This is a genomic window from Amycolatopsis sp. CA-128772, from assembly GCF_002904295.1.
In the GTDB taxonomy this organism is placed as follows: domain Bacteria; phylum Actinomycetota; class Actinomycetes; order Mycobacteriales; family Pseudonocardiaceae; genus Amycolatopsis.
The window spans coordinates 35,369-48,434 of record NZ_PPHG01000071.1 but is presented as its reverse complement, the minus strand read 5'-3'; the positions used below and the strand labels follow the sequence as shown (position 1 = coordinate 48,434).

Annotated in this window: 12 protein-coding genes; 8 read left to right on the top strand and 4 right to left on the bottom strand. The window is 72.9% G+C overall.

Annotated elements, in window-relative coordinates; genetic code table 11:
- Nucleotides 1–60 precede the first annotated feature (60 nt).
- The 6 genes from cbiE to C2L59_RS25185 all read left to right on the top strand — a co-directional run bounded on the left by cbiE (nt 61) and on the right by C2L59_RS25185 (nt 7,645).
- On the top strand, nt 61–1,188 hold the full coding sequence (gene cbiE, locus C2L59_RS25210) for a precorrin-6y C5,15-methyltransferase (decarboxylating) subunit CbiE (RefSeq protein WP_233223661.1): 1,128 nt from the start codon (nt 61–63) through the stop codon (nt 1,186–1,188).
- A 199-nt stretch (nt 1,189–1,387) separates the two neighbouring features.
- Nucleotides 1,388–2,149, top strand: a complete 762-nt coding sequence (gene cobM, locus C2L59_RS25205; RefSeq protein ID WP_103351981.1) for a precorrin-4 C(11)-methyltransferase — start codon at nt 1,388–1,390, stop codon at nt 2,147–2,149.
- On the top strand, nt 2,146–3,162 hold the full coding sequence (locus tag C2L59_RS25200) for a Gfo/Idh/MocA family protein (protein WP_103351980.1): 1,017 nt from the start codon (nt 2,146–2,148) through the stop codon (nt 3,160–3,162). Before cobM ends, C2L59_RS25200 begins: the two co-directional genes overlap by 4 nt.
- Nucleotides 3,159–3,878, top strand: coding sequence for a cobalt-precorrin-6A reductase (locus C2L59_RS25195; protein ID WP_103351979.1), 720 nt, complete (start codon nt 3,159–3,161; stop codon nt 3,876–3,878). Before C2L59_RS25200 ends, C2L59_RS25195 begins: the two co-directional genes overlap by 4 nt.
- On the top strand, nt 3,875–4,534 hold the full coding sequence (bluB, locus tag C2L59_RS25190) for a 5,6-dimethylbenzimidazole synthase (protein ID WP_103351978.1): 660 nt from the start codon (nt 3,875–3,877) through the stop codon (nt 4,532–4,534). The genes C2L59_RS25195 and bluB overlap by 4 nt, the downstream gene beginning before the upstream one ends.
- Nucleotides 4,535–4,552: 18 nt before the next feature.
- The gene (locus C2L59_RS25185) at nt 4,553–7,645 is read left to right on the top strand and encodes an arabinosyltransferase domain-containing protein (protein ID WP_103351977.1); all 3,093 of its coding nucleotides are present in this window, start codon (nt 4,553–4,555) and stop codon (nt 7,643–7,645) included.
- 34 nt (nt 7,646–7,679) lie between these two features.
- On the opposite strand, the gene C2L59_RS25180 is transcribed toward C2L59_RS25185, so the two are convergent.
- The 4 genes from C2L59_RS25180 to C2L59_RS25165 are packed head-to-tail and all read right to left on the bottom strand — an operon-like array spanning nt 7,680 to nt 11,180.
- Entirely contained in the window at nt 7,680–9,170 is a 1,491-nt protein-coding gene (locus tag C2L59_RS25180) for a precorrin-2 C(20)-methyltransferase (RefSeq protein WP_103351976.1), read from the bottom strand.
- Nucleotides 9,167–9,790 carry a precorrin-8X methylmutase gene (locus C2L59_RS25175; protein WP_103351975.1) on the bottom strand — a complete coding sequence of 208 codons (624 nt, stop codon included), beginning with the start codon at nt 9,788–9,790 and terminating at the stop codon, nt 9,167–9,169. Before C2L59_RS25175 ends, C2L59_RS25180 begins: the two co-directional genes overlap by 4 nt.
- Complete coding sequence (locus C2L59_RS25170) at nt 9,787–10,860, bottom strand: precorrin-3B synthase (RefSeq protein ID WP_103352125.1); 1,074 nt, start codon at nt 10,858–10,860, stop codon at nt 9,787–9,789. The genes C2L59_RS25175 and C2L59_RS25170 overlap by 4 nt, the downstream gene beginning before the upstream one ends.
- A 5-nt stretch (nt 10,861–10,865) precedes the next feature.
- Nucleotides 10,866–11,180: a DUF6191 domain-containing protein gene (locus C2L59_RS25165; RefSeq protein WP_103351974.1), complete on the bottom strand. Its 315-nt coding sequence runs from the start codon at nt 11,178–11,180 to the stop codon at nt 10,866–10,868.
- Between the two features lie 110 nt (nt 11,181–11,290).
- Here C2L59_RS25165 and C2L59_RS25160 point away from each other — a divergent pair, with 110 nt between their 5' ends.
- Together C2L59_RS25160 and C2L59_RS25155 are read left to right on the top strand one after the other, a co-directional pair.
- Nucleotides 11,291–12,217 carry an ABC transporter ATP-binding protein gene (locus C2L59_RS25160; protein ID WP_103352124.1) on the top strand — a complete coding sequence of 309 codons (927 nt, stop codon included), beginning with the start codon at nt 11,291–11,293 and terminating at the stop codon, nt 12,215–12,217.
- On the top strand, nt 12,214–13,065 hold the full coding sequence (locus C2L59_RS25155) for an ABC transporter permease (protein WP_103351973.1): 852 nt from the start codon (nt 12,214–12,216) through the stop codon (nt 13,063–13,065). The genes C2L59_RS25160 and C2L59_RS25155 overlap by 4 nt, the downstream gene beginning before the upstream one ends.
- The last annotated feature ends 1 nt before the right edge of the window (nt 13,066 follow it).

The following is a 13,066-nucleotide window of genomic DNA, read 5'->3' as shown; positions in this document are numbered from 1 at the left end:
GGGTGGGAAATCGTGCGCGAAAAATCACGTCCACCGGCTGCCGGAGCGGACCGCCTGACCGTGGTCGGGATCGGAGCCGACGGCTGGCCGGGCCTGTCGGAGCGGGCCAAGTCCGCGGTGCTCGCCGCCGACGTCGTGCTGGGCGCGCCGCGGCAGCTGGGCTACCTGCCCGAGACGGTGCCGGCGCAGGCGTGGCCGACACCCCTGCTGCCCGCGCTGGACGCGGTCATCGCGGAGCACGAAGGCGCCCGGATCTGCGTCCTGGCCAGCGGAGATCCGTTTTTGTCGGGGGTGGGTGCCACACTGGTGGCCCATGGATACGAGGTCGAGGCGCTGCCCGCGCTCTCGTCGGTGACACTGGCCCGGGCACGGCTGGGCTGGTCCGCCGAGGAGACCGAGGTGGTCACCATCGTCGGCCGGTCGTCGGCCCGCGTCGCCCGGGTCCTGGCGCCGCGCCGGCGGGTGCTCGTCCTGGGTGCCGACGCGACCGCTCTGCGCTCCCTGCTCACCGTGCGGGGTTATGGCGAGAGTGAGCTGATCGCGCTGGAGAACCTGGGCGGGCCCGACGAGCGCGTCTCCGACGGCTGGACCGGCGATCCCGGTCCGCTGACGGTGTTCGCGCTGGCGTGCGTGGGTCCGGCGTTGCCGCTGATCGGCATCCCGGACGACGTGTACGCCCACGACGGGCAGCTGACCAAACGCGACCTCCGCGTGTCGGCGCTGGCCCGCCTCGCGCCGAGTCCCGGCGAGCTGTTGTGGGACGTCGGCGCGGGCGCGGGCAGCGTCGGCATCGAGTGGTCGCGGCTGAACGGCCTGAACCGCGCGGTCGCGATCGAGCGCTCGGCGGAGCGCGCCGAGCGGATCGGCCGGAACGCACTGGACCTGGGAGTACCGGAACTGGAGGTGGTGACGGGGGAAGCACCGGAGGCGCTGAGCGCGCTGCCGGCGCCGGACGCGGTCTTCATCGGAGGCGGCGTGACGGCGCCCGGCGTACTGGACGCGTGCCTGGCGACGGGCGCGCGGGTGGTGGCCCACGGGGTGACGCTGGAGGCCGAGCAGGTCCTGGCGCGCGCGTACGAGGAGCACGGCGGAGAGCTGCTGCGGATCGGTGTGGAACGGGCGGCGCCGCTGGGCGGGTTCACGGGCTGGACCCCGGCGCGGGTCGTGACGCAGTGGAGCAACCGGTGACGGGCCCGATGGCGGCGGTCACCGGCAGGCATCCGGCCGGCAGCAATTCGGTCGGCGGGCATGCAGCCGGCGGCCATGCGGCCGGCGAGCATCCGACCGGCGGCCGCAGGCATCCGGCCGGCGAGCGTCCGGCCGGCGAGCGTCCGGCCGGCGGCCGCAGGCGTCCGTCCGCACTGCGCACTCCGGTCGGGAGCAGCCGATGACCGTGCACTTCATCGGCGCCGGGCCCGGGGCTGCCGACCTCATCACCGTGCGGGGCCGGGACCTGCTGGCGCGCTGCGGCGTCTGCCTCTACCCCGGCAGCATGACCCCGCCCGACCTGCTTGCCCACTGCGCGCCCGGGACCGAGCTCGTCGACACGGCGAACCTCAGCCTCGAGCAGATCGTCGGGAAGCTCGTCGACGCGCACCGCGCCGGGCACGAGGTCGCGCGGCTGTGCTCCGGCGATCCGTCGCTCTACAGCGCGGTCGCCGAGCAGGCGCGGCGGCTCGATGCGGCCGGCGTGCCCTACGACGTCGTGCCCGGCGTGCCCGCCTTCGCCGCTTCGGCCGCCGTGCTGAAGCGGGAGCTCACCGTGCCCGAAATCGGGCAGAGCCTGGTCATCACGCGCGTGCAGGCGCGCTCCACCAAGATGCCGCCGGGTGAAACCCTCGCCGCCTTCGCCGCGACGCGGGCCACGCTCGCGCTGCACCTCGCCATCAACCACGTCGAGCGGGTCACCGACGAGCTGACGCCGCACTACGGCCAAGACTGCCCCGTCGCCGTCGTCGCGCTCGCGAGCCAGCCCGGGGAAACCGTCGTGCGGGGCGTGCTCGGGGAACTGCCGGCGCTGGTCCGCGAGGCCGGGATGACGCGCGCCGCCACCATCTTCGTCGGGCGGGCGCTGGGGGCCACCGGCTTTCCCGACAGCTTCCTCTATTCGAGTGCCCGTGACCGGGCGAACCAACCGGAGTCGTTGTGACGGAACTGCGCTGGGGCCTGCTGGCCGCCGGGACCATTGCCGCCCACTTCGCCGCGGGCGTCGAGGAAAGCAAGCACGGCGTGCTCACCGCCGTCGCCGCCCGTGACGGCGAACGAGCGCGGGAGTTCGCCGCGCGCTTCGACATCCCGAAGGCCTACGGCAGCTACGAAGACCTCCTCGCCGACCCGGACGTCGACGCCGTCTACGTTTCGACGCCGCACGCGCTGCACAAGGAGTGGGCCATCGCGGCCGCCGAGGCCGGCAAGCACGTGCTCTGCGAGAAGCCGCTGACGATCACCGCCGCCGACGCCGAGGAGGTGATCGAGGCCGCCCGCGCGCACGACGTCTTCCTGATGGAGGCGTTCATGTACCGGCTGCACCCGCAGACGCGGCGGCTGGCCGAGCTGATCTCCTCCGGCGCGATCGGCGAGGTCCGCGCGGTCGACACGACCTTCTCCTTCGACAGCAACCCCGAGGAAACCGCCCGGCTGAGCGACCCGGCGCTCGGCGGCGGCGGGATCCTCGACGTCGGCTGCTACTGCACGTCGCTGGCCCGGCTGGTCGCGCAGGCGGCGACCGGGCAGGACGTCGTCGAGCCGGCCGAGGTCAGCGGGATGGCGCACCTGTCCGCCACCGGCGTCGACGAGTGGGCGACCGGCCTGCTGCGGCTGCCCGGCGACATCCTCGCCACGATCTCGTGCGGGATCCGGCTCACCCGCGAGGACGGCATCCGCGTGTTCGGCTCGCGCGGGCAGATCCACATCCCGCAGCCCGCGTGGATCCACCCGCTGCGCGACCCGGGCGTTTCGCGGATCATCCTGACCCCGGCCGGCGGCGCGCCGGAGGTCATCGAGGTCGAAGCGACCCAGGGCGTCTTCGCTCGCGAAGCCGACCACGTCGCCGCCCACATCGGCGACCGCCAGGCACCCGAGCTGTCCTGGGCCGAGACCCTCGCCAACCTGCGGACGCTGGACCGGTGGCGCGAAGCCGTCGGCTACGGGCGTCCCTCGTGATCCTCATCCTCGGCGGGACCGGCGAAGCCCGGCAGCTCGCCGAAGAGCTCGCCGCGCGCGAAGTGCGCGTTGTCTCTTCGCTGGCGGGGCGGGTCGCGCGGCCGAGACTTCCCGTCGGCGAAGTGCGCGTCGGCGGCTTCGGGGGCCCGGAGGGGCTCGCGCGGTACCTGCGCGAGAACCACGTGGAAGCGGTAGTGGACGCCACACACCCCTTCGCCGAGCGCATCGGCGCCAACGCGGCGGAAGCAGCCCGGACGACGGGGACGCCCCTGCTCAGGCTCGCGCGGCCGGGCTGGCAGGCCGGACCGCAGGACGACTGGCATTGGGCCGACGACCTCGCCGAGGCGGCACGAATGCTTCCCGACCTGGGAAAACGCGTGTTCCTCACCAGCGGCCGCCAGGGGCTGCCCGCCTTCGCGCACCTCGACGACCTGTGGTTCCTGATCCGCTGCGTCGACCCGCCCGAGCCGCCGCTGCCGCGCCACCACGAGCTGCTCCTCGCCCGCGGGCCGTACGAGGTGGCCGCGGAACGGGAGCTGCTCGGCCGGGTGGACGTCCTGGTCACCAAGGACTCCGGCGGCCCGCAGACCAGCGCCAAGCTGACCGCCGCCCGCGAGCTCGGCCGGCCCGTCCTGCTGGTCAGGCGGCCGGGCCGCCCCGAGACCGAGACCGCCGAAACCGTCCCCGAAGCCGTCGAATGGGTCCTTCACCGATGATCGAAGAGTTCTACGAAGTCCTGCGCAAGCGGCGGGACGTCCGCGGCGAGTTCACCGGCGCGCCCGTCCCCGAAGCCACGCTGATGCGGGTGCTCGAAGCCGCGCACGCCGCGCCGAGCGTCGGGCTGACGCAGCCGTGGGACTTCGTGCTGGTCGAGGACGTCGTGACGCGCGAGAAGTTCGCCAAGCACGTCCACGAAGAGCGGGAGGTTTTCGCCGGGCAGCTCGGCGAGGACCGCGCGAGGACCTTCGCGAACATCAAGATCGAGGGCATTCTGGAGTCGAGCCTGGGCATCGTCGTCACCTACGACCCGGCGCGCGGCGCGCCCGACGTGCTCGGCCGGCACGCCATCGCCGACGCCGGCCTGTACTCGGTGTGCCTCGCGATCCAGAACCTCTGGCTCGCCGCGACCGCGGAGGGCCTGGGCGTCGGCTGGGTGAGCTTCTACCGCGAACCGTTCCTGAGCGAGCTGCTCGGCGTGCCCGACGGTGTGCGGCCGGTCGCGTGGCTGTGCGTCGGGCCGGTCAGCTCCCTGGAAACCGTGCCCGACCTGGAGCGCCACGGTTGGCGGAGCCGTCGTCCCCTGGCCGCGGCGATACACCACGGCCGGTTCACCCGGCGTGACCCGGGGGCTGCGTCAACCGCCCGCATCTGACCCGTTAGCGTTGCGCCGATGCGTCTGATTGCCGTAGCGCTGGGGTTGCTCTCGGCCTTGTGCGCGCTGGCTTTCCCCTTCCTGCCGGTGGTGCAGGACACGGCGGAGGTCGTCTGGCCCACCGGCAGCGACACCCGCTCCGTCAACGCGCCCTTGACCGGGTACTGGGCCCAGGACCTGCGGGCCGAGCTGCCGTGCGCGGCCATCCGCTCGGTCGACGCGCGCACGAACGGTCCCGGCCTGCTGTTCGCCACCGTGCCGGACGGCCGCACCGACCCGAAGGCCGGCAACGGCGTCGGGCTGCAGCTGCGCGTCGACAACGGCGTGCTGCTCGCCTCCAGCCAGGGCCAGCAGATCGCCCAGCAGCCGCTGCCCGCCGAGAAGTGCGACGTCGAGCTGGACGTCGACGCTACGCAGATGACCCTCGCTGTGGCGGGGACGCCGATCTTCCACGCCGGCGGCGACGTCCGGCCCCGCGTGGTCGGCATCTACTCCTCGATCAACTCGAGCAAGGACCCGATCGCCGGCCTGCACGTCTCGGTCGTGCCGGACACGCGCTACCAGACGTCGCCGACCGCGCTGAAGATCAGCGTGGGCGTGCTCGCCATCCTGTCGCTGATCGGCTGCATGATCGCGGTCTGGCGCCGCGACTCCGGCTTCGCGAGACGCGCGCCGCGCTGGGCGCCGGTCGGCTGGTGGCGGCTGACCGCGCGGGACGTGACGGTGATCGTCGCGCTCGGCGCGTGGGTCTTCATCGGGCCGGTGACCTCGGACGACGGCTACATCCTCACGATGGCCCGGGTCACCGAGCAGACCGGGTTCCTCACGAACTACCACCGCTGGTTCGGCGTCGCCGAAGCGCCGTTCGGCTGGTTCTACCACCTGTTCGAGCTGATGGCGCACGTCAGCGTGGTGCCGCCGTGGATCCGGCTGCCCTCGTTCCTGCTCGGCGTGCTCAGCTGGCTGCTGATCAGCCGCGAGGTGATGCCGCGCCTCGGCACCCAGATCCGCACCAGCCGCCCGGCGAGCTGGGCCGCCGCGACGGTGTTCCTGATCTGGTGGATGCCCTACAACAACGGCGTCCGCCCGGAACCGGTCGCCGCGCTCGGCTCGCTGCTGGCGATCTGCGCGGTGGAGCGCGCGCTGGTGACGCGGCGGCTGCTGCCGCTGTGCCTCGGCCTGACCGCGGCCGGGTTCACCCTGGCCGCGACGCCGACCGGGCTGATCGCGGTGGCGCCCTTCCTGGTCGCGGCGCGCCCGCTGTTCAAGCTGATCCGCCAGCGCGCGAACGAAAACGGCTGGCTGCCGGTGCTCGCGCCGGTCGCCGCCGCCGGGCTGCTCGTGCTGGTCGTCGTGTTCGCCGACCAGACGTTCGCGACCGTCCAGGAAGCGACCCGGATCCGCACCCAGGTGGGCCCGAACCTGTCGTGGTTCCAGGAGCTCGCGCGCTACCAGCTGCTGTTCGCCGACCTGCCGGACGGCTCGGCACCGCGCCGGTTCCCGGTGCTGCTGGTCGTGCTGTGCACCGCCACCTGCCTGGTGATGCTGCTGCGCCGCGGCCGCATCCCCGGCGCGTCGCTCGGGCCGGCCCGCCGCCTGATCGGCACGACGGCGGTGTTCTTCCTGCTGCTGGCCCTGACGCCGACGAAGTGGACGCACCACTTCGGCGCGTTCGCCGCGGTCGGCGCGTCGATGGCCGCGCTGGCCGCGCTCGCGACCAGCTCCACGGTGCTGCGGTCCAAACGCAACCGCGCGGCCTTCCTGGCGGCGCTGCTGGTGGTCGCCGCGCTCGCCGCGACCGGGCCGAACACGTACTGGTTCGTCTCGCGTCTCGGCGTCCAGTGGACGAACGTGGCGCCGTCGGTCGGCGGCATCCCGCTGTCGACCATCCTGCTGGCGGCGGCCGCGATCGCCGGGATCTACGCGTTCGTCGAGAACGTCCGCGCGCACCGGCCGGGCCTGCCCGACCAGCCCCAGGAAGGCAAGCGGCGCGCGCTGCGGCTCGGGTCGCTGTCGCTGGTGGTGGTCTGCGGCCTGGTGGCGGCGGGCGAGTTCGTCACGATGGCGTGGGCGATCCACAACCAGTCCGGCAGCTACAGCCTGGGCGCGGCGAACGTCGGGCACCTGTTCGGCAAGAGCTGCAACCTCTCCGACCACGTGATGGTCGAGCGCGACGCGGCGACGAGCATCCTGCACCCGCAGGCCGAGCAGCGGACGGTGGCGGAGAAGCCGAAGGAGACCGGCTCCCCGCTGCCGAACCCGGACCAGGACAACGGCCGCGTCCAGACCGGCTTCCACACCCGCCCGGTCGACGACAAGGACCCCCTGGCCGAGCCGCCGCACGGGTTCACGCCGGAAAAGGTGCCGATGTGGTCGAGCTACCTCGACCCGGAGACGCGCGCCGGGCGCCTGCGCAGCGACTGGTTCGCGCTGACGGAGAAGCCGGCGGACGGCCAGGTGGTGGTGGCCACGGCGGGCGCGGCCCGCCGCCCGACGTCGGTCAGCCTCGACTACGGCGTCGACACCCCGGACGGCGTGAAGGTCCTGCGCAGCCAGTTCATGCTCCCGCCGGGCTCGGGCACGGGCGGCTGGAACGACACCCGCATCAACCTGCGCGACCTCCCCCCGGAGACGAACGCGGTCCGCATCAACATCGTGGACAACGACCTGACGGAGGACGGCTGGATCGCGGCGTCGGCCCCCCGCGTCCCGACGTTCACGACGCTGACGGACCGCATCGGCTCGAAGCCGGTGTACGTGGACTGGCCGGCGTCGTTCGTGTACCCGTGCGTCCAGCCGGTGACGTCCCACGACGGGATCTCCCAGGTCCCGGACTACCGCATCACGGCGGGCGGCCTGGCGGACGAGGCCCAGTGGGCGTCCTCGACCAACGGCGGCCCGATCGGCTGGCTGGAGGAGCTGGCCGAGGAGCCGGAGGTGCCGAGCTACCTGATCGGCCAGCCGAGCCAGTCGTGGGGCCAGCTGCTGCAGATCGAGCCGTTCACGGAGGGCATCGCGCCGACGGTGGTGCACGGGGAGAAGACGGTGCCGGGCTGGTGGTCACCGGGTCCGGGACCGCGGCAGCCGAACGGCAAGGACCCGACGCGCTGAGAAGCGTGAGGCCGGGCCGGAGCCCGGCCTCACGTCAGTAGCTGCGCGGTGTCCAGACGATGCCGTTCTCGGCGCGAGTGCGGGACGAACCCACGATCAGCAGGCAGCGCATATCCACTGTGGACGGATCCAGCTCGCCCAGCGTCGTGATGCGGATGTCCTCCTCCGGCCCACCCACGTCCCGCGCCACCACGACCGGCGTGGAAGCAGAACGGTGGCGCAGCAGCACCGCACGAGCATCAGCCAGCTGAGTCGTCCGGGTCCGCGAAGCAGGGTTGTACAACGCCAGCACGAGATCCGCCGCCCCAGCCGCGTCCAGGCGCTTCTCGATGATGTCCCACGGCTTCAAGCGATCCGACAGCGAGAGCACGCAATAATCGTGGCCCAGCGGCGCCCCCACCCGCGACGCCGCCGCCTGGGCTGCCGTCACGCCCGGGACTATCCGGACCCGGACGCCCGTTCCGTGCCCCGCGGACACCTGCTCCAACACCGCCGACGCCATCGCGAACACCCCCGGGTCGCCCGAGGACACCACCGCGACCCGCGCGCCCGAAGCAGCCAGGTCCAGGGCCTCGCGGGCCCGGTCCGCTTCCACCCGGTTGCCCGACGCGTGCCGCTGCTGGCCCGCCTTCTGCGGCACCCGTGCCACATACGGCCCGTACCCGACGACGTGCTCCGCAGCCGAAAGCTCCGCAGCCGCCTCGGGGGTCAGCCACTCCGGGCCGGCCGGGCCGAGGCCCACGACGACGACCTCGCCACCGGAAGAAGGAGCCGGAGGGGGCGAACCCGGAGACTGGCGTGACGCGTAACCCGGCGAAGGCAGCAACGCCAGCGAAAAGTACGGCACGGAAGCAGGATCCACCGAAGCCAGGGGCTCGATCCGCTGCTCCCCCCACGTCGCACGCTCGACGTAGACAGCCTCGTCCAGCTTCCCCGCCTCCGCGAACGCCTCCCGCACCGACGAGAACGTCCGGCCCAGCTTCAGGACCGCCGCCGCGTCGGTGTCCGCCAGGCGGCGCGCCAGCTCCGGGGCCGGCAGGGTGCCCGGGAGCACCGTCAGGACCTCGTCGCGCTGGACCAGCGGGCGGCCGAAGACCGACGACGCCGCGCTCACCGACGTCACGCCCGGGACCACCACCGCCTCGTACCGGCCGGACAGGCGCTCGTGCATGTACATGTACGAGCCGTAGAAGAACGGGTCACCCTCGCAGAGCAGGACCACGTCGCGCCCCGCGTCGAGGTGCTCCGCCAGGCGCTTTGCGCTCAGCTCGTAGAAGTCGGCGATCGCACCCTCGTAGCCGCCCGGGTGGTCGGTCGTCTCCGTGGTCACCGGGTAGACGAGCTTTTCCTCGATCTGCCCTTCACGCAGGTACGGCTCCGCGACCGATCGCGCGATGCTGCGGCCGTGCCGGGCGCAGTGGTAGGCGATCACCGATGCCTCGGAAATCAGGCGCGCCGCCTTGACCGTCATCAGTTCCGGGTCGCCGGGGCCGAGGCCGACGCCGTACAGCTTGCCCACGCTCATTCTTCGGCGCTCGCGAGTGCGTTGATGGCCGCGACGGCCATCGCGCTGCCGCCGCGCCGGCCGTGGACCACCAGGTACGGGGCCGGAGCACGTTTGGCCAGCTCCACTTTGGACTCCATCGCGCCGACGAAGCCGACCGGGACGCCGATGATCGCCGCCGGTGCGCCGACGCCTTCGTCGAGGATCTCCAGCAGGCGGAACAACGCCGTCGGCGCGTTGCCGATCGCCACCACCGAGCCGGGCAGCTTGTCGCGCCACAGCTCCAGCGCCGCCGCCGAACGCGTCGTGCCCATCCGTTCGGCCAGCGAAGGAACACCGGGGTCCGACAGCGTGCAGAGGACCTCGTTGCCCGCCGGCAGGCGACGGCGGGTGACGCCGCTGGCGATCATCTGCGCGTCGCACAGGATCGGGGCGCCGGCTTCGAGGGCCGCGCGGCCGGACTCGACGACGTCGAGCGTGTAGCGCAGGTCGTCGACCAGATCGACCATGCCGCAGGCGTGGATCATCCGGACCGCCAGCCCGGCCACGTCGTCGGGCAGGATCGCCAGGTCCGCCTCCTCGCGGATCGTGGCGAACGAGTGCCGGTAGATCTCGGCACCGTCCCGCAGGTAGTCGATCACAGGTTCCCTTCCATCTCGTCGAGCGGCACCCAGCGGCCGTCGATGCGGTAGCCCCCCGCTTCGGCGACAACGTCCACATGGGACTGCGACGGCTTCCCGCACCGCCGTTCGCAGCCCGAGAAGTGCGCGCGCAGGCCCGGCCGGAACACCGCGTCGGCCCGGACGTCGGCGCGCGACTTCGCGCAGCCCGGACGGCCGATGCACGCGGAGGTCCCCAGTGCGGAACCGCCGAACCCCAGCCGCTCGAAGACGTCCGCGGGCACGTCCGGCAGGATGACGGACTTCCACGGCGTGACCAGCGCCGTCCCGAACTCCGCCAGCGCTCGCGCCTGCGTCGCGGACAGCTGCCCGAAGCGCGGCACGACACCGGCCGCGAAACCGCCGTCCCGGGGAATGAGCCCAGCCGGCACGGACGACGAGCCCCGCGGCACCGGCGTCCCCCGCCACGCCGGGTCGTCGAGTTCGGCGACGCGCCAGGCGGCCCCGCGGACCCGGCAGAACTCCAGCGCGACGTCGATGAGCGTCGCCACGGCGCCGGCGCGGGACACCCGCCGTCCGGTGTCGCCGCCCGCGAGCAGCAGCGTTCCCTCGGACCGGCCCGTGGCCAGCCAGCAGACGTCGGTGCCTTCCCCGGCGACGTCCACGCGGCCGTCGTCGAAGGCGAAGAGGAACCGTCCGGGCAGCGACGCCAGCTCGGGCGTCGCACACAGCGCCAGATCGAGCGCCGCCGCCAGGCCGCGGACGTCGGCGAGCCCACCGCGCACCCCGCTCAACGGCGACGCGAGGACGTTGCGGACCCGCTCGTGCGACGGTGAGGGCAGCAGGCCGGCGTCGGTCAGCCGGGCCGCGAGACCGGGCCGCGTGACGCCGCGCAGCTGGACGTTGCCGCGCGAGGTGAGGTGGAGGTCGCCGTCGCCGCACGCCTCGGCCGCGTCGGCCAGCGCGCGCAGCTGCACTGCGGGAATCGTGCCGCCGGGCAGCCGGACCCGGGCCAACGGCCCGTCGGCGGCGTCGTGCGGTGCGAAAACACCGGGGCACGCGTCGGCTCGCACGCGTGCTGGGGTCGGCATGAGGGTCACTGTAGCTGGCGGTTCTCCGGCTCCGGCGGGTCCGGACGGGGCCGGATCCGGGCCGTTCCGGCGTCCAGGTCCACGTCACGCCAGGGTGGCGCGCCCTCGGCGTCCTGCTCGACGAGCATCGACATCGTTTCCCGGTGTTCCAGCTCACGCCGCTTGGTGCCGTAGAGGAACGCGGTGGTCTCTTCGAGGTAGGTGGAGGACAGCCGCGCCTTGAAGCGCGAGCCGTCCTTGCGCGGGCGCAGTTCGATCGCCGCCATGACCAGCAGGATCACCACACCGCCCGGCAACGCCAGGCCCAGCCAGGTTCCCATGCCCCGGCGAACCGGGTGACCGCCGGTCAAGTTCCCAAGGCAGCAGAAGTCTCATCGAACGTAGTAGGTGTGCTACATTCGATCGCATCAGTCAGATGGGGGTGACCGTGATGAGAGATCCTGCCGATCCCGTCGTCCGCGTACGCGAGCTGCGGATGCGGTACGGCACCAACGACGTGCTCCACGGCGTCGGCTTCGAGGCGTACCGGGGCGAGGTCGTGTGCCTGCTCGGGCCGAACGGCGCGGGCAAGACCACGACGATCGAGATCCTCGAGGGCTTCCGCATGCGGTCGGCCGGCGAGGTCAGCGTGCTGGGCACCGACCCGGCCCAGGGCGGCGAGGACTGGCGGGCACGGCTGGGGGTCGTGCTCCAGTCCTGGCGTGACCACGGGAAGTGGCGCGTCCGCGAGCTGCTCGCGCACCTCGGCCGGTACTACGCGCCGTACTCGACGCCTTCGCGCCCGCGGCCGTGGGACGCCGACGAGCTGATCGAGACCGTCGGGCTCACCGAGCACGCGGGCAAGAAGCTCAAGCAGCTCTCCGGCGGCCAGCGGCGGCGGCTCGACGTCGCCATCGGCATCGTCGGGCGGCCCGAGCTGCTGTTCCTCGACGAGCCGACCGCCGGCTTCGACCCGGAGGCGCGGCGCGAGTTCCACGACCTGGTGCACCGGCTGTCCGACGAGCTCGACACGACGATCCTGCTCACCACGCACGACCTCGACGAGGCCGAGAAGCTGGCCGACCGGATCCTCATCCTCAACGGCGGCCGGATCATCGCCGACGGCTCGGCCGACCAGCTCAGCCGGCAGATCGCCGGCGAGGCCGAGGTCCGCTGGAGCGTCGGCGGCCAGCGGTTCGTGCACTCGACGACCGAGGCGACCAAGTACGTGCACGACCTGTTCAAGCAGCACGGCGACGCCGTCGAGGACCTCGAGGTCCGGCGGGCGTCGCTGGAGGACACCTACATGACGCTGGTCCACCGCGCCGAGACCGGCGGCGAGACGGAGCTCGGGCTCCAGGAAGCGGGTGCGCGATGAACGGCACGACCGTAGCCCTGCGTTCCGGGCTGGCCCGCGGCTGGATCGAGTTCAAGCAGACGTGGACCAACCTCGACGACGTGATGGGGCAGCTCGTCTTCGTGGTGCTCTTCCTCGGTACGTTGTTCTTCATGCGCAACGCCACGCTGCCCGGCACCTCGTTCTCGCTCGGCGCGGCGACCGTGCCCGGCGTGCTCGGCGCCGGCATCGTGTTCAACGGCCTGACCGGCGCGGCGGGCTACCTGGCCGTCGACCGCGAGGACGGCACGCTGCTGCGCGCGAAGGCGACCCCGAACGGGATGCTCGGCTACCTGGTCGGGAAGACCACGGCACTGTCGCTCGCCCAGCTCACGTCCATGGCCGCGGTCCTGATCCCGTGCCTGTTCGCCTTCTCCGCGCTGGCGCCGGACGGCGGCTGGTCGTACCTGCACCTGCTCGGGGTGCTGCTGCTCGGCATGGCCGCGACGATGCCGATCGGCGCCGCGCTGGGCGCGCTGACCAACAGCCCGCGGTCCATCGGCCTGATCACCCTGCCGGTGATGGGCCTGGGCGCGATCTCCGGGATCTTCTACCCGATCACGGCCCTGCCGGGCTGGCTGCAGGACATCGCGCAGGCGTTCCCGATGTACTGGCTGGGCCTCGGGATGCGCTCGGCCCTGCTGCCGGACGGCGCGGTGGTCGTCGAGATCGGGCAGTCGTGGCGGCCGGTGGCGACCGTGGCGGTGCTGCTCGCGTGGGCGGTGGCCGGCTTCGCGCTGGCCCCGGTCCTGCTGCGCCGCATGGCGCGGCGCGAGGCGGGTTCGTCCCTGGCCGAACGGCGGCAGCGGGCCATGCAGCGTGTGGGGTAGT